The 19,192-nt window shown below is 69.0% G+C and carries 17 protein-coding genes and 1 pseudogene; 10 read left to right on the top strand and 8 right to left on the bottom strand.

Annotation, left to right across the window (positions count from 1 at the left end; genetic code table 11):
* Nucleotides 1-293: 293 nt before the first annotated feature.
* The 6 genes from OG776_RS05755 to OG776_RS05780 form a co-directional block, all read right to left on the bottom strand.
* Complete coding sequence (locus OG776_RS05755) at nt 294-461, bottom strand: hypothetical protein (RefSeq protein ID WP_187285796.1); 168 nt, start codon at nt 459-461, stop codon at nt 294-296.
* 36 nt (nt 462-497) lie between these two features.
* A complete protein-coding gene (locus OG776_RS05760) occupies nt 498-854 on the bottom strand; it encodes a PRC-barrel domain-containing protein (RefSeq protein ID WP_329319312.1) in 357 nt (118 codons plus the stop codon).
* A gap of 796 nt (nt 855-1,650) precedes the next feature.
* Nucleotides 1,651-2,208 (bottom strand): DNA starvation/stationary phase protection protein Dps, encoded by a 558-nt coding sequence (gene dps, locus OG776_RS05765; protein WP_148011581.1) that lies wholly within the window; start codon nt 2,206-2,208, stop codon nt 1,651-1,653.
* A gap of 831 nt (nt 2,209-3,039) precedes the next feature.
* Nucleotides 3,040-4,596: an NAD(P)/FAD-dependent oxidoreductase gene (locus OG776_RS05770; protein WP_329319315.1), complete on the bottom strand. Its 1,557-nt coding sequence runs from the start codon at nt 4,594-4,596 to the stop codon at nt 3,040-3,042.
* A 53-nt stretch (nt 4,597-4,649) separates the two neighbouring features.
* Nucleotides 4,650-5,381: a class I SAM-dependent methyltransferase gene (locus OG776_RS05775; protein WP_148011583.1), complete on the bottom strand. Its 732-nt coding sequence runs from the start codon at nt 5,379-5,381 to the stop codon at nt 4,650-4,652.
* A 43-nt stretch (nt 5,382-5,424) separates the two neighbouring features.
* On the bottom strand, nt 5,425-6,618 hold the full coding sequence (locus OG776_RS05780; protein WP_329319317.1) for a lycopene cyclase family protein: 1,194 nt from the start codon (nt 6,616-6,618) through the stop codon (nt 5,425-5,427).
* 435 nt (nt 6,619-7,053) lie between these two features.
* Between OG776_RS05780 and OG776_RS05785 the strand changes: the two genes are divergently transcribed.
* From OG776_RS05785 to OG776_RS05800, 4 genes are read left to right on the top strand one after another with little or no spacing between them, the layout of a single operon-like run.
* Nucleotides 7,054-8,250 carry a polyprenyl synthetase family protein gene (locus tag OG776_RS05785; RefSeq protein ID WP_329326372.1) on the top strand — a complete coding sequence of 399 codons (1,197 nt, stop codon included), beginning with the start codon at nt 7,054-7,056 and terminating at the stop codon, nt 8,248-8,250.
* Nucleotides 8,247-9,779 carry a phytoene desaturase gene (locus OG776_RS05790; RefSeq protein ID WP_329319320.1) on the top strand — a complete coding sequence of 511 codons (1,533 nt, stop codon included), beginning with the start codon at nt 8,247-8,249 and terminating at the stop codon, nt 9,777-9,779. The genes OG776_RS05785 and OG776_RS05790 overlap by 4 nt, the downstream gene beginning before the upstream one ends.
* Complete coding sequence (locus tag OG776_RS05795; RefSeq protein ID WP_329319322.1) at nt 9,776-10,795, top strand: phytoene/squalene synthase family protein; 1,020 nt, start codon at nt 9,776-9,778, stop codon at nt 10,793-10,795. The genes OG776_RS05790 and OG776_RS05795 overlap by 4 nt, the downstream gene beginning before the upstream one ends.
* On the top strand, nt 10,792-11,811 hold the full coding sequence (locus tag OG776_RS05800; protein WP_329319325.1) for a DUF5914 domain-containing protein: 1,020 nt from the start codon (nt 10,792-10,794) through the stop codon (nt 11,809-11,811). The genes OG776_RS05795 and OG776_RS05800 overlap by 4 nt, the downstream gene beginning before the upstream one ends.
* A gap of 1,031 nt (nt 11,812-12,842) precedes the next feature.
* On the opposite strand, the pseudogene OG776_RS05805 reads toward OG776_RS05800, so the two are convergent.
* Nucleotides 12,843-12,956 (bottom strand): annotated as a pseudogene (locus OG776_RS05805) (ANTAR domain-containing protein); the annotation flags it as partial.
* A 38-nt stretch (nt 12,957-12,994) separates the two neighbouring features.
* Here OG776_RS05805 and OG776_RS05810 point away from each other — a divergent pair.
* On the top strand, nt 12,995-13,567 hold the full coding sequence (locus OG776_RS05810; protein WP_329323664.1) for an ATP-dependent DNA ligase: 573 nt from the start codon (nt 12,995-12,997) through the stop codon (nt 13,565-13,567).
* A 179-nt stretch (nt 13,568-13,746) separates the two neighbouring features.
* On the opposite strand, the gene OG776_RS05815 is transcribed toward OG776_RS05810, so the two are convergent.
* Entirely contained in the window at nt 13,747-14,586 is an 840-nt protein-coding gene (locus OG776_RS05815) for an alpha/beta hydrolase (RefSeq protein WP_329319327.1), read from the bottom strand.
* Between the two features lie 554 nt (nt 14,587-15,140).
* Here OG776_RS05815 and OG776_RS05820 point away from each other — a divergent pair.
* The 5 genes from OG776_RS05820 (at nt 15,141) to OG776_RS05835 (ending at nt 18,975) form a co-directional block, all read left to right on the top strand.
* Nucleotides 15,141-16,442 (top strand): ice-binding family protein, encoded by a 1,302-nt coding sequence (locus OG776_RS05820; protein ID WP_329319329.1) that lies wholly within the window; start codon nt 15,141-15,143, stop codon nt 16,440-16,442.
* 115 nt (nt 16,443-16,557) lie between these two features.
* The gene (locus tag OG776_RS05825) at nt 16,558-17,292 is read left to right on the top strand and encodes a DUF5819 family protein (RefSeq protein WP_443077209.1); all 735 of its coding nucleotides are present in this window, start codon (nt 16,558-16,560) and stop codon (nt 17,290-17,292) included.
* Nucleotides 17,282-18,454: an HTTM domain-containing protein gene (locus tag OG776_RS05830; protein WP_443077210.1), complete on the top strand. Its 1,173-nt coding sequence runs from the start codon at nt 17,282-17,284 to the stop codon at nt 18,452-18,454. The genes OG776_RS05825 and OG776_RS05830 overlap by 11 nt, the downstream gene beginning before the upstream one ends.
* Before the next feature lie 288 nt (nt 18,455-18,742).
* A complete protein-coding gene (locus OG776_RS42385; RefSeq protein ID WP_443077352.1) occupies nt 18,743-18,862 on the top strand; it encodes a hypothetical protein in 120 nt (39 codons plus the stop codon).
* Nucleotides 18,850-18,975, top strand: a complete 126-nt coding sequence (locus tag OG776_RS05835) for a hypothetical protein (protein WP_329319333.1) — start codon at nt 18,850-18,852, stop codon at nt 18,973-18,975. The genes OG776_RS42385 and OG776_RS05835 overlap by 13 nt, the downstream gene beginning before the upstream one ends.
* Nucleotides 18,976-19,192 lie beyond the last annotated feature (217 nt).

Consider the following 19,192-nt stretch of genomic DNA (forward strand, 5'->3'; position numbering starts at 1 on the left):
GCAACTCGCAACGACCTGCGCGGCAGGCGTGCCCTCGATCGGTACCGGCGAGCAGGGGTCCGAAGCGGGCGAATCTCCATGGCACCTCGTCCTTTTCCGGACGCGTTTGGCCACTTCACCTGCGGTTCGGCCGCCTGGAGGCCGACGCGACCATTATCGAAGCCTTCACATCGTCGCTGACCGAGCAGACCACCCAAGAGCGACGTCTCGAGGACTGCTCCTGTCCTCCGCCTCGATCCACCTCTGAACGGTCATCGGGAGAACGGAGCGGGCGCCATATCCCGCGTAACACCTCACCGGGGCAGGCGCTTTCGGCCGCGGCCGAGGCGCAGCCCGAGGATGACCAAGTCAGCGACCAGGACCACCACGCCGAGAACCAACAGGTAGAACAGGCCCTTCGCGACCACTCCAATGATGCCGAGCACGATGGCCACAATGACCATCAGGAGAAAGAGCGCCATCCGTGTCACCTCGTGGCGGGAAAAGTTGACGGAGCATCAGCGGCGGGCGAGCCGACGTTCGCCGCCCGCACCCATCTGGTAGGCGAGCCCGTAGTGCGCGAAGACCGCCTTTTCGTCCTCTGCGAGCAGTTCGCCGTCCGTGCCGATCGAGGGGGCTTCTTTGACCTGCTTTTTGCCGTAGGCAATCTTCAGATACCCGGGACCGACCGCCGCGGCGCGCAGTGGGACGAACACCAGCCGGTGCCGGGTCGGCAGGCCGACCGTGACAGTCGCGAAAACAGGCTGGTCCGTAGCCGTGTCGACGTAGAGCGCTTCCAGAACGCCGATCTTGTGCCGGTCGTGGTCGATCACGTCGTGGCCTCGCCATTCCCTGATGTCTTCGGCCTCGAACACGGGACCCCCTCTGTTGTCGCAGGTCAGCTGAAGGCACTGTCCCGTCTTTGCTCCTCCCTCTCTCCTTACCTGCCGATGCCGCCTCACACCTCGAATGGGAGAACTTGCGTCAGGAGCTGGGCTTCGGGTCGGGCATGACGTGCCGGCGGAGCCCGGCCGCCTGGAACGAGGCCGGCGTCCGGGACCAACTGCACGTGCTGCTGCTGGAGAAGCTGCGGTCGAAGGACCAGTTGGACTGGTCCCGGGCGGTGATCGGTCCCTCCCGTGTCAGGGCCGCCGGCCGGGGCCCGAAGCAGGCCGAGCCCGGTCGACCGAGCGCGGCCGGGCAGCGAGCACCACCTCATCGTCGACGGGCAGGGCATCCCGCTCGCGGTGTCACTGACCGACGGGAACCGCAACGACCTCACCCAGCACCTGCTACTGCTACTGCTACTGCAAGATCCCGCCCGTCGCGGGCCGCGTCGGCAGGCCGCGCAGGCCCCCCCGACGCGTTGCCCGCTGACCGGCTACGACCACGACCGGTACCAGCGCCTGCTCTGGACGCGAGGGGCTGGCCGAGTTCGAGGCCGGGTGGACGGAACTCACCGCATCCATGGACCGCGAGATACGCGCAGTCTCCGCCGCAGACGCATGGTGAGCGCTCAGCGTTCCTTGATCCTCCGGCCGCGCCGCGTGCCGTCTCGGTCGCCGTTCACGAGCGTGCGGGACCGGCGGTGACGGTGGGGTGGTGTTCGCGTGGCGAACAGCGCTGAGATCTCGGCTGCAGGGGTCATGGCCGGTGCTTGGGATTCAGGCCTCACTGGACGGACTGTCGGGCGGCTTCGGTCTCGGTGGTGGCACCGGCCGTGGTGAGATTGCCACTCGCGGTTTCCAGGTGGGCACGAACGAACCACTGGAACTGCTCCAGGTCACGGAGTTGTTCAATCAACAAGTCCTCAGTGACCGGGTCGATCTCCGCCACGGTCTTGATCAGTGCGCGCAGATCCTCGAGCACGCCGGTGTACACGAGATTGAGCGCGCCGAGGTGTGCGATGGCATCGGCGCGGCCCACGCTGTAGTCCTTCCACGTTCGCTGTTCGACCAGTACACCCGGCGTGCCATAGGCAACGCCTCCGAGTGCAGCCATCCGTTCGGCGACGTCGTCGGCCATGTCACGGACGCGGTCGACCTGCGGGTCAAGCATCTCGTGCACGGCGATGAAGTGCGGGCCCACTACATTCCAGTGGACGTGCTTCAGCGTGAGGTGGAGATCGTTGAGCGCGTGCAGGCGCTGCTGCAACAGCTCGATCACCGAGCCGGCGTCCTGCGCCGCGAGGCCCGGGACGGTGTAGTGGGGGGTGCCTTCGATACCCATGGCAATTTCTCCTGTCTTATGCATTTTGCCCCCTTCGACTACCCGTGATGGAAGTGGTCAACCAGACGAAAGCCATCGCCTGCACTGTCGCGGCGAAACCGGCCGAGCGGTGGTCCCGTGTACACGGGCAAGGATGGGCCGGCATCTGGCCCGCAGCGGCTCGCGTCCGTGTGCAGACGGTCGCACCACCCACCCGCCGGCCTGCTCGGGCCCCCCGGCTACGGCAGCCGTGCTCGGCGTAGCGGCAGGATGAGCGGTACCGTGGCCCCTGTCCGCACCGCTGGACGGCTTCGGCGCAGCCGCGCACACCTGCGGAGGATGCGCGACGCCGTTGCGGCCACGGCACAACCGAGCTCACGACGGCAGGGATCGCCAGTTCCGGCTGGGACAAGTGGACGCTGACCGAGGGAATCGTCACGATCAACGCACTTCATGGTGAGCAGCAGCGACCGTCACGACAGGCCAAGGGCATTCTGAGGCGGGCGGCGCACGGAACCCTCCGCACGTTGTTCCCCCCTTCGGAAGTCGGACGTCGAAAGCACCAAGACCTCGATTCAGCTCTGGCGACCGGCTATCCGCCGGCCTGCGGTCACGCAAATCCGTCGGCCGCGGTGCCCCGCACAAGTCGGAACCGAGGGCTGCTCCCGAGAAAGCCGGGTGCTGCCCGGGTGCGTCAACTTGAGGCAGCTGCTGTCGTGTTGCCCGGGTCAGGCGTCGGGTGTGAGAGGACCTCCTCGCCGAGCTCCGTAGTGTGAACGCCCTGGGCTTCTCCCGGATCCGCAGCCGGACGCTGCACGCAAGTCGTGCCCTCCCCTCGAAGCCGGTGCCAGTTCACGGCGGAAGGACAACACCGTCTTGTGGTGAAGATCGACGCGCACGGGTCCGTCGGTGCTGCCCCCATCGAGCCAGCCCTCGCAGAGCCGCGTTGCTTCCTCGATCGGGGACGGTCCACAGAGTCTGGCCCCTCACCCCCCAGCGTTCCAACAGGGCGTTGGCAGCCATGAAGCCGCTCGTCGCCGCGCGCTCCATCAGCGCCACCGGCAATTCCGTGCGGACCAAGTCACCGGCAACCATCAGGCCTGGGTCGGAAGTTCGGACGGCCGGACGGTCGGTGTACGCCGCGACCGAAAACAGCGGGCAGTCGGCCCGCCACTCGTGCCGCTCGTCGACGACCGTTGCCGCACTGGTCTCCGGATACACGGTGTGCAACTGCGCCAGCAGGCGCTTCTGCTCCACATCCCGGGCCGCGCCCCTGGACTGCGCATAGGCGTGCAGCTCCACCACTGATCCTCCGGTGCGGGCGGCCCAGCGGGACGCCTCGCCCTCCCATCTCTCCATGACGCTGACGTTGTCCAGTGTCCCGTAGCCGCTCGTGCCCAGGAAGCCGGGCCGGTCACGGGCCACGGGCCGGTCGAGCCAGAGCCGAGAGACCAGGAACGGCGGCGCGTTGCGCAGTCGGGCCACTCGGTCGCGCCACGGGGCATCGGCAAGGCGCGGGGAGCGACTGACGACGGATCGCAGGCCGGCCGTGTCCACGGCCAACACGACTGTGTCGTGACGTTGCTCTTCGTCGCCGGTGATGACGTCGAAGCAGCCGTCTGGTGTGGGCTCGATGGTGTCAACGGCTGTGGAGGTGCGTACGTCTACGCCATGGCTCCGCAGATAGTCGCCAAGCGGTCCCCAGAGGGCTTCGGGGAAGGGCTCGTCGGGCACGTCGAAGAGGAGTCCCTCGGCGGAACCGAGGAAGTAGATGTGGAACATCAGCACCATCTCCGCCGCCGACAGCTCCCGGGGATCGGCGAAGAAGCTGCGGGAGAACACCTCGAATGCCAAATGGTGCGCAGCTTCCGGGAAACGGACTGATTCCAGGAACTCCTGGGCGCTGAGGGCGTCGAGGCGCTCGTACACGTCGGGGACGCGGACGTCGAGCAGGGGAAGTGCCGCGACCGGGTTCATGCGGGCGAGATCGCGGATACCGAAAGTGGGACTGAGGGCAACGAATCCGAGCGCGCTCCAGGGCGGGGTCCTCGGCACGCGGCGAAAGCTCTCCTCCAGTCCTCCCCTGTGGCGCAGCGGATAGTCGGTGAGGCGGGTCAGGCGCTCCAGGCCGGGATCGGTGCGCCGCAACAATGCGCGCAGGTTGTAGTACTGGCGGAAGAAGGCATGAAAGCCGCGGCTCATCGTCGCCGTGCTGCCGTCGCGGAGGCGGACCGGCCAGCCGGCGAGGCGCCCCCCGAGGACCGGTTCACGCTCGTAGAGCGTGACGCCCACACCGCGTTCGGCCAGGACGGTCGCGGCTGCCAGGCCGGCGATCCCGCCGCCCACGACAGCGGTTGTCGGCCGTCGTTCACCGTCGACCCGCGGCGCCCCGGGCCGGGGAGCCAGCATCCGGGCCCGTCGGTCCTTGCCAGGACGCTCCGCGTCCTGGGGCTGCGGGGTCCTCACCGGTCACCGGCCGTGCCGTCGACCGCACGCCTGGCCACGATGGTGTGCGTGATGCCGGTCTGCCAGCCCGGCAGGGGCAGGACACGGACGTGGTCGAAGCCGGCCGAACTGACGCGGGCAGCGAACTGGCCGGACGTGTCGAAGTCGACCACGCTGCGCCAGAGATGGCGGTACAGCTGTCCGTCTCCGAGGGCGGTGGCCACAGGCAGCACGATGCCGCCGCACACCAGGGTCCACGCCCACAGGTGGGGAGCCCGGCCACTGAGCATGTATTCGTGCACCGCCAGTCGCCCGTGTGGTGCCAGTACGTCGTGCACGGTAGCGAGGACACCGTCCGGGTTGGCCGCGTTACGGACGAGGTAAGCGGCGAACACTGCGTCGAACGGTCCCTCGACCCCTGCCTCCGCCAGCCGTTCCGCCGGCGTGTGCACGAAGGTGACACCGCCGGTCCACGGCTTCGTGACTGCCCGCTTCAGCATGCCGGCGGAAGCGTCGACCGCCGTGATCTGCGCGGCGGGAAACACGGTTGCGAGGGCCGCAGTCGAGGCGCCGGTACCGCAGCCGAGATCCAGCACGCGCATACCCCGGCCACAGTCCGGCAGAGCGAGCCGGCGCGCGGAGCGGCGCAGGTCACGGTGGTATCCCGGGTTGAAGGCCACCAGCATGTCGTATCTGCGAGAGGCGTGGTTGAACGCGGAGGCCAAATCCTCGTCGCGCAGCAAGGTCATGCGGTCTCCCTGAACGGGTGCACGGGCGGGCCGGTCGGCGCGCTCACGGCTCGGGAAAGGGGCGGCGGGGCAGGTAGAGGAGTTCTGCGGCAGAGCGGAGCATGGGCAGCAGGGGAGTGCGCATCCCCACAAGAAGGTCCTCGTGGAGGCGGGTGCGACCGTCGAGGAAGCGCAGTAGCCGCTCCATCGGCACCTGCGAGAACAAGCGCGCGAAGAAGGCGGCGCCCTCGACCCGGCCGCTCGCCAGGGCACGCAGCATGACAGCGTCCATGGCGCGGGAGCGCGCGGAATGGGCGGGCGGCGGCAGCGGATGCCGTCCTGCCAGCAGAGCACCGGCGACAGCCTGGGTCTGACGTTGCACGGCCGTGAAGGTGTAGCCGGTCGACGGCCGGGTCGCGCCTCCAGCGGTGCCGATACGAAAGACGGTCGGCGCGGTCTGCCGGGCGAACGGCGCGTCGGTCATGGGGATGACGCCCGTCTCGGCCGAGACGACCTCGAGCCCGGTCAGACCGAGAACCACCTCGGTGTAGTGCCGCAGCGCGCTCTGGTAAGCAGGCTGCGAAAGAACGGCGGAAGAGAACTCCGTGTATTCCACAAGGGCCTCGCGGCGGCAGGTGGGCAGGACGTAGCCGAACGACAGGCCTCGCGGGGGCTGCGGCGTCCGGAAGTCCATGAGCTCCACGGTGCCGACGTCGAAGATCGGCCTGTCGGAGCGGACAAAGCAGCCATGGAAGTGCTGCAGCAGTGTCGTACGGGCCGCCGGGAGGCTACCGAGTGGGCGGGAGTCGAAGACCCAGCTGGCGCGCACGGTGAGTGGACGTCCGTCAGCGGTACGGGCGTGGACGTGCGCGCCGCCGGCGATACCCTCCACAGCCTCCACGGACGCCTCGATGCGCTGGACATCGCCGCTCTCCGCGAGGTCACGAGCGATCAGGCCCTCGAAGTCGTCCGAGCGGATCATCTTGTACCGCAAGGGCGCGATGCCGCCCACGATCGCCTGACCACTCGGTGTGCGCACCCGCAGCTGCTGCCACGAGGCGGTCACGGCCGCGTCGTACAGTCCACGGTCCGGCTCCCAGAAGCACCACGTACGGCTGGGCGGACGCAGTGGCCCCGGCGGAGCGTTGACCAGGACCACCGACAGCCGACGTGATCCAGGCGCGGGACACGACAGCCGGTGCGCCAGGGACAGACCCGCGGCTCCTGCGCCCACGATGGCGATGTCCGCCTCGAGCACGAGTGCTCCCTCCTCCGGCGCGTCCCCACAGGCGCTGTCGCAAGCTTCCCTCCTCACGTCACCCTCCGGATGCAGGCCACGCCGGCGAGTAGACCGAGCGGAGGAGTCCCGCGCCCGGCCACGGCAATCACCAGGACCGAGGTCGTGGGACCCCGTGGTGCCCGTTCCCGGAGTCCCACGACCTCGGTCCCCCTGCGCCCGGCATCGAGTCGCCCCACTTTCCCCCGTATGGCGCATCAGAGTCCGCCGCCGACGCGGAATGCGTTCAGACAGAAGGCAGATCCGATCACGTCGAGAGGCACCGGGATGCGCTCCAACAGGGCGGAGAAGCAGCATGCGGCTGAGCCGGCGCGCCACCCTTCCTCCGCGTCCCCCACCGCGGGACACACGTACCTCGCAAGTACCGCGGAAACTCCGGCCCGCCGACACGACGACGTGCGCGCTCCCACGGACGTGCACGATGTTTCCATCATCGACGATGATGTCCCTGGGGCTGTAGGACGCCTTCTCGGCCACCTCCTGGCCCAGCGCACCGCACAGGCCACCCTTCTCGACCCGGTCTTCGCCCATGACCTGGCCGCACGGGTCGCACGCTTCACCCTGAACGGCGGCAAGCGCATCCGGTCCCAGTTCGCGTGGTGGGCGTTGCGCGCAGGTGGCGGGGAGGCCCGCGACACGGAGGCCGCACTGCGGATCGGCGCGGCCCTGGAACTGATCCAGACGTGTGCACTGGTCCACGACGATGTGATGGACGGCTCCCGGCTGCGCCGCGGGCGGCTCGCTCTGCACGCGGACGTTGAAGCCCAGTACGCAGACGCGACCCCTCCCCCACATGGCACGCGCTTCGGCGAGGCGTCAGCGATCCTCGCCGGGGACCTGGCGTTGGCCTGGGCGGACGACGTGCTCGCCGACACGGAGTTCACGGCGGACACCGGGCGGCGGGTGCGGGGCCTGTGGAGTTCCATGCGCATGGAGATGGTCGCCGGGCAGTACATGGACATCCATGGACAGACCACCTCGTCGCGCTCCTCGGCGCGGGCCATCCGCGCCGCCTGCCTCAAGAGCGCCCTGTACTCGGTCGAGCGACCGCTGGCGCTCGGGGCCGCCCTCGCGGGCGCGGACACGGCCACGACCGCGAGCCTGTGCGCGGCCGGCCGGTGTGTGGGGATCGCCTTCCAGCTGCGCGATGACCTCCACGACGTATTCGGCGCTCCGCAGCGGACCGGCAAACACTCGGGCAGCGATATTCGCCTCGGCAAACCCACCTACCTCGTCGCCGTCGCGCAAGCACGGGCCGAGGCCGAAGACGACCACCGTGCGCTCGCGGTCCTGCGGCACTCGCTCGGCTGCACCGACCTGTCCGAGTCCGGCCTCTCCACAGTGCGGGACGTCCTGGTGTCGACCGGTGCGCGCGACAGGGTAGAGACGAAAATCGACCGGCTGGCCGCCCAGGCCATACGCCACCTCGACACGGCGGGACTGCACCCTGACGGCCTCCGACGCCTGCGCGACCTCATGCATTCCGTCGTCACGTCGGCCACCCCACCGCACCCGTCCGGATCACCCGGCAGCGAGGTCGGCATGCCTGTGTCACACCTGCTCACCGCCGTAGCCGAGAGGGCCCCCCGATGACCAGGACGATCCGAGGACGCACGGACCACATCGTGGTCATCGGCGCCGGCCTCTCCGGGCTTTCGGCCGCCCTCCACCTGCTCGGCGCCGGACGCCGCGTGACCGTGGTCGAGCGCGACCCGCTGCCCGGCGGGCGCGCCGGGCGCCTGGTGCGCGGTGGGTATCACATCGACACCGGTCCCACGGTGCTGACCATGCCCGACCTCGCCGAGGAAGCGTTCGCCGCGGTCGGCGAGAGCCTGCGTGACCGTGTCGACCTCATCCCCCTCCACCCGGCCTACCGGGCGCGCTTCGCCGACGGAAGCAGCCTCGACGTACACACCGGTCCCGACGCCATGGAAGAGGAGATCGAGCGCTTCGCCGGCGCAGCTGAGGCAGCCGGCTATCGTCGCCTGCGCGACTGGCTCGAGCAGATGTACCGGATGCAAATGCGCCAGTTCATCGACGTCAACTTCGACTCCCCGCTCCGGCTGCTGACCCCCGACCTGACCCGGCTCGCGGCTCTCGGCGGGTTCGGCCGGCTGGACGCCCACGTCGCCCGCTACCTCCACGACGAGCGTCTGCGGCGCGTCTTCACCTTCCAGGCCCTGTACGCGGGCGTATCACCGGCGCGAGCCCTTGCCGCCTACGCCGTCATCGCGTACATGGACACCGTCGCCGGCGTGTACTTCCCCCGGGGCGGCATGCACGCCGTACCGCGGGCCATGGCTGATGCCGCCGCCGAAGCCGGCGCCGACCTGCGTTTCGGACAGAACGTCACGCGGCTGGAACGCTCCGGCGGCCGGGTCACCGCGGTCGTGACCGCCCAGGACCGCATCCCGTGCGACGCCATCGTCCTCACACCGGACTTGCCCGTCGCCTACCTCCTCCTCGGCCGCCGACCACGCCGACCGCTGCGGATCAAACATTCTCCGTCAGCCGTCGTCCTGCACGTCGGTACCGACCGGACCTGGCCTGAGCTGGCCCACCACACCCTCTCGTTCGGCGGGGCCTGGCACCGTACGTTCGAGGAACTGACCAAGACCGGCGAACTCATGAGCGATCCGTCATTTCTCATCTCCCGCCCCACCACCACGGACCCCGGCCTCGCCCCGCCCGGCCACCACCTGCACTACATCCTCGCCCCCTGCCCCAACACGGACATCGGGCCGGCCGCAACCGAGTGGGGAGCACTGGCGCCGCGGTATCGCGACAGCATCCTCAAGGAACTGGAACAGCGCGGCCTGGACGGCATCGGCTCCGCCATCAAGGAACAATGCCTCGTCACCCCGGCCGACTGGCAAGCCCAAGGACATGCATCGGGCACACCCTTCTCAGTGGCCCACACCTTTACGCAGACCGGCCCGTTCCGCCCGCGCAACCTGGTCCACGGCACCGAGAACGCCGTACTTGCGGGCTGCGGGACCACGCCAGGTGTCGGCGTACCGACTGTGCTGCTGTCCGGCAAACTCGCCGCGGCCCGCATCACCGGTCGGACGAACCGCACCAGACGCAGCCGACAGCCCGTAGCGGAAGGGATGCCCGCATGACCGGCCGCGAACTCGATGCGGCCGGCATCACCGACCAGGCTCTGCGCGACGCCTACTCCCACTGCCGACAGCTCAACGCCCGGCACGGCAAAACGTACTTCCTCGCCACCCGGCTCCTGCCGATCGCGCGCCGCCCAGCCGTCCACGCGTTGTACGGCTTCGCCCGATGGGCCGACGACATCGTCGACTCCCCGGACACCCCGGTCGCCAAGGACGACCGCCCGGCAGAGCTTGACCGTCTCCAAGCGGCCCTGGAGCAGGGACTGCTGCATGCCGACGGTGCCCAGGGGCTCGTCCTCGCGCTCGCCGACACAGCTCGCCGGTACGCCATCGATCACCGGCACTTCAGCGACTTCCTGGCCTCCATGCGCAGCGACCTGACCGTCACCAACTACACGACATACAACGACCTGCAAAAGTACATGCACGGCTCCGCTGCGGTCATCGGGCTACAGATGCTGCCGGTCCTCGGCACCGTGGTCCCCCGTGATGAGGCCGCACCCCACGCGGCCGCCCTCGGCATCGCCTTTCAATTGACCAACTTCCTGCGGGACGTGGGCGAGGACCTCGACCGAGGCCGGGTCTACCTGCCCGCAGATCTGCTGCAGGCGCACGGCGCCGACCGGGAACTGCTGTACTGGAGCAGGAGAACCGGCCGCCATGACCAGCGCATCACCCAGGCCCTGAGGGCAGCCGAAGACCTTACCCGCAAGGTCTACCGCGAGGCGGCGCCGGGACTGACAATGCTCGACCCGGCGTCCCGCCCGTGCATCCGCACTGCCTTCGTTCTCTACGGCGCAATTCTGGACACCATCGCCGAGAGCGGCTACACGGTTGTGCACCACCGCGCCGTCGTTCCTCGCCGACGACGAGCCGCTGTGGCTCTGGACGGGCTGGTGCGCCTCGCGGCTGCCCGAACGGGGGCCTGGCGGGCCACGACTTCGGATCGACAGCGGTTGCCCGTCGCCGAAATTGCCCAGCCTTCGTCCAAACCGGCACCTCAGGTGGTCGCATGAATTCCGACCGCATCCCACCACGCAGATTCTTTCCGCTGTCTTTCCGCAGGGGCCCGGTGGCGTGGGACCGCCAGCGCCCGACCTGGCGCGAAGCCCGACCTGCCGTCATCGCCCAAGCGCTGAAGCGGGCGCAAGCACGCCCCTCGGGAAACTGGTACGTCGTGGGGGCCACCCAGGATGTTCGTGGCGATCGCCCCCTGGCTCGGACCGTCGCGGGCCTGGAGGTGGTCGTGTGGCGCGGGGCGGACGGCCGGCTCGTCGCCGGGCCCGGCGCCTGCCCTCATCTCGGCGCACCCCTCCGAGAAAGCCCCGTGCGCTGCGGAGTACTCGTGTGCCGATGGCACGGACTCAGCCTCGAAGGCGCACCGTTCGCGGGCTGGGAACCCCTTCCCGTGCACGACGACGGCGTCCTCACGTGGGTGCGCCTCGACAGCATCGGCGGCGAGCCGCCCCTCGACACACCAGTGGTACCCATCAGGCCGAAGGTCCCGGATGCGCTGTCAACCGTGTATGTGGGGGTGGGGACCTGCGACCCCCAGGACATCGTCGCCAACCGGCTGGATCCCTGGCACGGCGCCTGGCTGCACCCCTACTCCTTCGTGGATCTGACCGTCACCGAAGTGCCGGACGCCAGCAGGCCAGGACATGCCGAAGACGGTTTCACCGTCAATGTCTCCTTCAAGCTCGCCGGACGGTTCGTCGTCCCCGTACGAGCTGTGTTCACCGCCCCCGAGCCGCGTACGGTCGTCATGCGCATCACGGGGGGCGAGGGGCAGGGCTCCGTCGTCGAGACCCATGCAACGCCGCTGGGCCCTGACTCTCTGGACAGGCCGCGGACGGCTGTCATCGAGGCGATCGTGGCGACCTCGGACCGCTGCGGGTTCGCCGCGGCGCGCTCGGTGGCCACCGTCCTGAGGCCGCTCATGCGAGCCGCGGCCGGCAGGCTGTGGCGCGATGACCTCGCGTACGCCGAACGTCGCTGGCTCCTACGCTCCACGGGGCGCTTCCCCGGCTGAAGTGACTCCCTCTCTCCGCCCTGGGCGCCGGGCGGATCACGATATCCGGCCCGGAGACGAACACCTTCTGGAGCTGCGGGACCCCTCGGGGGAGCTGTTGCCAGGTGCCGAGTCGGCGGATGCCCTTCCAGGGACCTGTTCGGTCCTGGGGCTCGAAGGGGCCAGATGGCCCCGGCCGGCGCCGAAGCTGCCCCAACCTGCAGGGGAAGGCGGCCAGCGGTGCCGACAGGCAAAAGCCGTGGGGCCCGCCCCGGGATCGGCGTGCTCCTGATGGTCGTCGGGCCCGTGCCGAGTCGGCGTCGCTTGGTGCTTATGGCGGGAGTCTGCCGCCCGTACACGAGCCCGGGCACCGACCCGCCGCAGCGCGGAGGCCGCCGGCCGACACGCAGCCTCACCTCGTCAGGCCCTCGATCCCCCGAGGCGCTCTCCTTTCCCGTCCTGACCATCCGGGAGAGACGGCAAAGGAGAGCGCCGAAGGGGATGAAGCTCCTGTAGACGCGGAGCAGCCGGTGAGCGAGGACCAGCTACGCAGTCGGCCGCCCACCTGCAACCCTGCTCGTGAACCGCCCCGTTGCGCAACAGCCCGGCGCCGCCGAGGCCCGACCACAGGCCCGACTGCAGCAGGCAGCAGCGTTGCACCGCCGGTGCGCACCACGCACAGCCCGACCGGTGAGACTGCGTAACGACCGGACGCAGGCGGAAGGACCGCACTGGTGGGGGCGGTGCTGGGTCCACACCACCGCCCCCACCAGCCGCACGAAATGCTCTCCCCTGCGCAGCCGGCGGAGCGACCGCACCGTGTGGGCGGCGGACAGGCCACACCGTGCGCCATGACAGGGGCCCGCAGGCTCAGGCGTCGCCGACCCGCGTCGTGGTCCGGCACAGCGTGTGAACGCTCCGGGACAGGGGACTTTCGTAGAGCAGGGCCATCTGTGTGCAGCGCTCCCCGCGACGGCCTGCCCCGGTCCAGGTGCCCATGGTCCGGCCACGTGCCAGGGGAACCGCCCCCGCCACGGCCGGGCAGTGCCAGGTCAGGGCAGGTTGCCCTTCTCGCACACCTGCCGGGCCACCTCCCGAAGCTTGACGTCGTTGTCCTGCGAGTAGCGGCGCAGTGCAGCGAATGCCTGTTCCTCGGTCAGGTGCAGGCTGCTCATGATGCTCACCACCCATACCCACACCGGACCTGCCGCCGGGACGGGTCGGCGAACCGAAATGGGACGGCATTCGCGCGCTGCTCCACACCAAAGCAGGCCGGGCGGTGCTGCGTTCCCGCCGCGGCACCGCAGTGAGGCCGGTGTTCCCGGACATCGCGGCGGCCGCGGCGCAGCCACGGGACGCCACCGCGCTCGACGGCGAGCTCGTCGTGTGGGAGAAGGGCCTGGCTCCCCGACTCGGTCGCTGCTCCCCCATCTGCTCGGCACCAGCTCACTCAGCAGTCCGCCAGCGTGTAACCGACCCGTCGCTCAGCGAGGCGCCATGCGCGGACCGCCAGGCCGACTTGGCGGCCGCGCACGGCTGGGCACCCCTGCAATGCGTACGTAGCAGGATGCTGATGCGAAGGGCGCACCAGTCGAAGCGCGCCGCGCTTGTGCACACCGACGCTCCCGGTGCTTGCCGCTCCGCCGCCCCGGGCCGGGTGGCGGCGAGGGCGCGGTCTGCGGGAATTCGTCCAGTGACCGTGAAGAGCGCGGGCGGCGGGTGCTTGGGCGACGCGCGGAGGTCACCTCGTTCAATGTCTCCCGCGGCTTGTGCTTGAGGGGCATATCGCGCCTGCCAGAGTCCGCGAAAGCTGCTCGGGTACTGCGCCTGGTCGGTGGCGAGGTGGGCCTGCGCTCCGAGAGCAACTTACGGGGAGAGGGTTTCCGGCCGGTGTACACCGGGTGCCACACGCCACGCGGCATGTTCAGAACGCCGGCCCGCAACGGGCCCTCTGCCTCAGGACCGGTTCTGAAGCATGCTGGTGATCGCGCGGGTGAACTCGGCCGGCTGCTCGACGTGGCCGAAGTGGCCACTGTGTTCGAGCACTGTCAACCGAGCCCCGGGAATGGCGTCCCGGAGCATCACGGCCCAGCGCGGGCCGCAGATGAAGTCCCGCCGTCCGGCGATCACGACGGTCGGCGTGGTGACCGCGCCCAGCCGGTCGCGGACGTCGAACGGCTCCGAGCTGGGCGCGGTGGCCGGCTCGGCGGCAATACGTATGCCAGACACGAAGTCGGCGAACTCCTCCCGTCGGGCCCAGAAGTCGGCGAAGTAGACCGGCAGTGCTTCGCGCAGTCTCCTGCTGACCTGCTCGTCGTCGGCTGCGTCGAGCGCGCTCTGGAAGGCTCGGGGAACGCCGGCCGCCTCGGGCTGGTCGGGGTAGAGATCCGGATAGGCGTTCAGCCCTGCCATCGCGGCCGTCCACCAGTCTGGGCCCGCGACCGGTGAGGTGTGGTACAGAACCAGGCCGGCCAGCCGGTCCGGGTGATCCAGGGCGTATTGCTGGGCGATAAAGCCCCCGTGCGAGTGGCCAAGCAGGTGCACCCGCGGCTCGCCGAGGTGGTCGATGAGGGCGGCCAGGAAGTGAACGTAGGTGTCCAGGCCGTAGGCCGTCGGGCTGTCTGACGATCCCGTGCCGACGGGCTCCGGGTAGACCACGGTGAAGTGCTTCTCCAGCTCGGGAGAGCGCAGGTAGGCGTAGCCGAAGCCGGGGCCTCCCGGATGGGCGACGAGCACAGGTCCGCTTCCCGCCACGTGGTACTTCATCCGGACGCCGTCGATACTGATGGAACTCATGCGAGGTGTTCCCTGCCCGTTCAAAGGGGTTATGCCTAAGCAGGTGGTGAGCAGCTTGCCGCCCTCGAAGGGCATGGCTGCACTCACGAAGACTCCCTGGGGTTAGGCCGACTGCGAGCGGCTGTCTTGCGCCCGCACTCCGAAGGTAGGCCGCCTCACCATTAACAACAAGTGCATGCTATGCACTCATCAAATTACCTGCATGCACTTGGATTTGAGCCTGAGGATTAGGCCGCAGTGTCCACGTGTACACCCCCTTCCGTGTCCCCGGCGCCCGCCGCGGCGACTGAGGGGAACCTCCGCGGCTGGGCGCAGAATGGATTCAGCAACGAATTCCTGCTCTCACCTGACTCACTCGGCAAAAATATCAGATGACCGGGAATGAAAAATAGGTTCTTCTAATGCCCGTTGCGCCATACAGAGGGATAATTCAGTTTCTCTCTCCCGCACTTGCTTGGGGGTGTTTTTTCGTGCGTAATATGCCGAAACAGCAACAGGGCTACCCGGGTAATCGGTAAGGGTATGCCCCGGCCCCCACAGAAATTGGCCTCTAGATGAAGCTGAAGTTCCCCCACGCGGCTCGCGGCCGCGGTTTGTCCGGCCTGATGGCCTCGGCTCTTGCCGCCACGGTCGCCACCACGATGGTCGCCCTGACCCCGACGCAGGCGCTCGCCATCGCCACGCCCGTGCCTCTGGCCACTGCCGCGAGTTTCTCGGTTCTGTCCGGTCAGGGAGTAACGAACACCGGCCCGTCGGTGATCAGCCATGACCTCGGGACGAGCCCGAACCCGGCCATCTCCGGGTTCCCGCCCGGTCAGGTGCTCGGCACCGTGCACGCCGCCGACGCCGTCGCGCTGCAGGCCAAGTCCGACCTGGTGACGGCCTACAACCAGGCGGCCGGCCAGGCCACCGACTTCGCGCTGCCCGCGGGTATCACCACGGGCACCACGCTGAACCCGGGCGTGTACACCGCTACGGCCGGCGTCGGACTCACCGGCGACCTGATCCTGGACGCCGGAGGAAACCCGAACGCCGTCTGGGTCTTCCAGATCCCCGAGGCCCTGACGACGGCGTCGTCCAGCCGGGTGCTGCTGACGAACGGCGCTTCGGCGTGCAACGTGTACTGGCAGGTCGGAAGTTCGGCCACCCTCGGCACCAACTCCACCTTCGTCGGCACCATCATGGCCCTGACCTCGATCAGCGTGACCACGGGCACGAACATCGAGGGCCGCGCCCTGGCCCGTAACGGCTCCGTCACGCTCGACAACAACAGGATCTTCCTCAACAGCTGCTCGACGACCACCACCGGTGGGACGACGTCAGGCACAACCACCGGGACGACCACCGGAACGACCACCGGAACGACCACCAGCGGGGGACTGCTCACCGGTGGTCTGGTCACGGGTGGCCTGGTCAGTGGCGGCCTCCTGGGCGGCCCCATCGTCAGCGTCACCAGTGGTGACACCTCGGGCAACGTCGCCGGCAACACGTCCGGGAACACCGTGGGCAACACCGCCGGCAACAGCACGTCCGGGAACACGCAGGGCAACACGGCCGGGAACGGCACCGCCGGAAACACGGTCGGCGGGAACACCGTCGGCGGGACCACCGGTGGCTCCGGACACGGCGGGAAGCCCGGAAAGCCGCACCACCACGACAACAAGCCGGGCCACCACCACGGCCACAAGCCCCACCACGGTCAGAAGCCTCACCACGGCGAGAAGCCCCATCACGGGCACGACGTGGACCACGGCAAGCCCTCCTACGGCGAGAAGCCCGAGGAGAACTACGGCTACGCCGACGTCCCCCGCAGCCGCGACGCCGCCCTCGAATACGCCAAGAACTACCAGGGCTGAACAGCACCCGCAGTGACTCGGCTCGTCGGCTGACAGCGCGCGGCGGAATCCTCACCGATTCCGCCGCGCCCAGCCGGTGGCAGTCCGAGAATACGGCCAGACATGAGTAGCTGATATGAGAAAGACAGGGTGGGCGGTGTCGAGCGGAAGTGATTCAGCGGGCGTGAAGGAAGTCCCGCACCCCGGTTCCGGTCCGGCCGCACAGGACTGTGCCGACGACGTGCCGACGCCCGTCGAGCTGCCGAAGGGCGCTCGGGCACTGAGAACAGTGCTGTCCACGGCAGTGATCCTGTGTGTGGCGACGGCTCTCGTCCATGTCATTCTGGTGTTCCTTCAGGTCGCTCCGGCCAACACCGTCTCCAAGCGGTACAGCCCAGTGATCAACTCGTGGGTGTACCCGTTCTTCGAGCAGAACTGGCGGTTGTTCGCCCCGGACCCCGACGCGGTGAACCGGCAGATCCTTGTGCGCACCGCGGGCGGGACCGGAAAGTCGGCTCATGTGAGTTCCTGGTTCGATCTGACAGCCGTGGACAACTCTGCCGTCGAGCGCGACCCGTTCCCGAGTCACACGGCGCAGAACCTGTTGCGGCGCTCCTGGACCTCTTACGTCGAGACACACGGTGGCGACGACAGGGCCCACACGGAGCGCGCCGTGATGATGCAGAAGTATCTGAGCAACATCGCCGCGGACCGCGTCGCGGCCCACAACGGCGGCACGTTCGACTTCATTCAGCTCCGGGTCGTCACACGGCCCATCGCCGCGCCCGGGACCCCGGTCGGGAGCCGGCCGCCGGCACCGACCGAGAACCGGCTCCTGCCCTGGTGGAAGGTGACCCCCCATGGGAACTGAGCAGATCCCCCGGATCGCCCCCCAAGCACCCGCACCCGGCCGCTCGGGAGACCAGCAGACCGAGGGCTGCGGCCCCGTCGGATGGCTCGTCGACCGGGCCGTGGCCGCGGGGGAGCTGCTGACCGGCCGGCCTGTGTCCCTGTACGCGGCGTCGATGCTGCGCATCGGCTACGGACTGCTCTACCTGGTCTTTCTGCTGCGCGAGTTCCCGCACCGTGACGAGATCTGGGGCCCCGGCTCCCCGTGGACGCCCGCGCTGGCGCGAGAGCTTTTCGACCAGACAGGGTGGAACAGCATCCTGACCCTGTCCGACAGCCGCGCCTACTTCGAGCTCTGCTACGCGCTCGCCCTCGCCACGTCCGCGCTGTTCGCGCTGGGGTGGCGGACCCGCGTCCTGTCCGTGCTCTTCGCCGTCGTGGTGATCTCCTTCCACGCCCGGGCGATCTTCATGACGGACGGGGGCGACAACCTCGTCCTGCTGATGGCCATCTACCTCGCCTTCACCGCGTGCGGCCGGCGCTGGTCCCTGGACGCACGGAGGGTCCGGCTGAGAGCGGCTCGTACCGAGGCCCCGGCGCAGCTGGTGAAGCGCCCCGTTCTCCGGCAACTCCGCGAGTCCCGGGCGACCTTGACCACGGTGGTCCACAACTGCGGGATGTTCGTCATCGCGGTCCAGGTCTGCTTCCTCTACGGGTCAGCCGGCCTGTTCAAGGTCCAGGGCGCTTCCTGGGGCGCCGGCACGGCTCTCCACTTCGTCCTGAACCTCCGGCTCTTCCAGCCCTGGCCCGCGCTGTCCCACCTCGTGGACCAGCACACGATCCTGATCGCGGTCGCCGGCTACATGACGGTGCTCCTGCAAGTGGCCTTCCCGTTCGTGCTGTTCGGCAGGCTGAAGTACCCCGTTCTCGCCATGCTGCTGGGCATGCACCTCGGCATCGCGGTGCTCATGGGACTGCCCCTCTTCTCCGGCGCGATGATCATCGCGGACGCCGCGTTCCTCCCCGACCGCTTCTACACCTCCCTGCCGTACCTGTGGCAACGCGTGGCCCTGCGGGCAGGGGTAGGCCAGCCGGAACCCTCTCCGGCGGCCCGGGCCGGATCGGTACCCGCGCAGGTCCGGCCCACGACCGGAAGCCTCAAGTCGCCATCGGCCGGAACCTGATCCCCGCACGGGATGAGAAACAACGGTCAGGCACCTTCCGTTTCCCTTCGCCCCTCTGCTCCGAAGTGATGATCCAGAGCTCTGGACACTGCGGCGCAGGCGGTCCAACCCGCCCACCGGAGCAGCAGGGGTGACACAGTTGGTGGTCAGCCGGAAAGCGGACTGGGGAGGCACGGTGACGGTCCCACGTGTATCGGAGTCGGCAGCCCGGGACGCGCGGAGCACCGCGTGGATGAGTTGCAGGGCGAAAGCGCGCAGCTTCAAGACGCGGTGCGTTCCCCCGCTGTGGTGGACCGGGCCATCGGGCGTCATCCTCGCCGTCGGGGCCTGACACCCGACCAGCGGTGGGGGGTGCTGGGAAGCGTCTCCATGGCGACCAACATCAAAATCCGGCAGTGTCAGAACTGACCATCGAGTGGGCCCGCACTGGGCAGCTGTGCTCCGGCATCCGCACCGAGCTCGAACAACAGCTCACCCGGCACGCACCGCACGCACCCTCCAGCGAGCAGGCGGTCCCGTGACAGGCGCCGTGCGCGGCCCACTAGAGCGAGTTGAGACCGCGCGTGGCTGGACATGCCCTGCAGTGCAGTGCGTGGCAGGGTGTCTGCCAGGATGCTGGCACGGAGAATGCACCCAGCGAAGCGCGCGACGCACGCGACTGCACGTCACTCGCTTCTCCCCTCCCCTGAGACCGGGCCTGGACTGCCGGCGGGATGAACTCACGCACGGGGTCGTCAG

The sequence above is a fragment of the Streptomyces sp. NBC_01689 genome (assembly GCF_036250675.1).
Lineage (GTDB): Bacteria > Actinomycetota > Actinomycetes > Streptomycetales > Streptomycetaceae > Streptomyces.

Coding starts and splice junctions, on each gene's coding strand:
- OG776_RS05790 (WP_329319320.1), top strand. CDS start 8,247: ATGACCAGGACGATCCGAGGACGCACGGACCACATCGTGGTCATCGGC.
- OG776_RS05830 (WP_443077210.1), top strand. CDS start 17,282: ATGGGAACTGAGCAGATCCCCCGGATCGCCCCCCAAGCACCCGCACCC.
- OG776_RS05800 (WP_329319325.1), top strand. CDS start 10,792: ATGAATTCCGACCGCATCCCACCACGCAGATTCTTTCCGCTGTCTTTC.
- OG776_RS05755 (WP_187285796.1), bottom strand. CDS start 461: ATGGCGCTCTTTCTCCTGATGGTCATTGTGGCCATCGTGCTCGGCATC.
- OG776_RS05775 (WP_148011583.1), bottom strand. CDS start 5,381: ATGACCTTGCTGCGCGACGAGGATTTGGCCTCCGCGTTCAACCACGCC.
- OG776_RS05820 (WP_329319329.1), top strand. CDS start 15,141: ATGAAGCTGAAGTTCCCCCACGCGGCTCGCGGCCGCGGTTTGTCCGGC.
- OG776_RS05795 (WP_329319322.1), top strand. CDS start 9,776: ATGACCGGCCGCGAACTCGATGCGGCCGGCATCACCGACCAGGCTCTG.
- OG776_RS05815 (WP_329319327.1), bottom strand. CDS start 14,586: ATGAGTTCCATCAGTATCGACGGCGTCCGGATGAAGTACCACGTGGCG.
- OG776_RS05825 (WP_443077209.1), top strand. CDS start 16,558: ATGAGAAAGACAGGGTGGGCGGTGTCGAGCGGAAGTGATTCAGCGGGC.
- dps (WP_148011581.1), bottom strand. CDS start 2,208: ATGGGTATCGAAGGCACCCCCCACTACACCGTCCCGGGCCTCGCGGCG.
- OG776_RS05770 (WP_329319315.1), bottom strand. CDS start 4,596: ATGCTGGCTCCCCGGCCCGGGGCGCCGCGGGTCGACGGTGAACGACGG.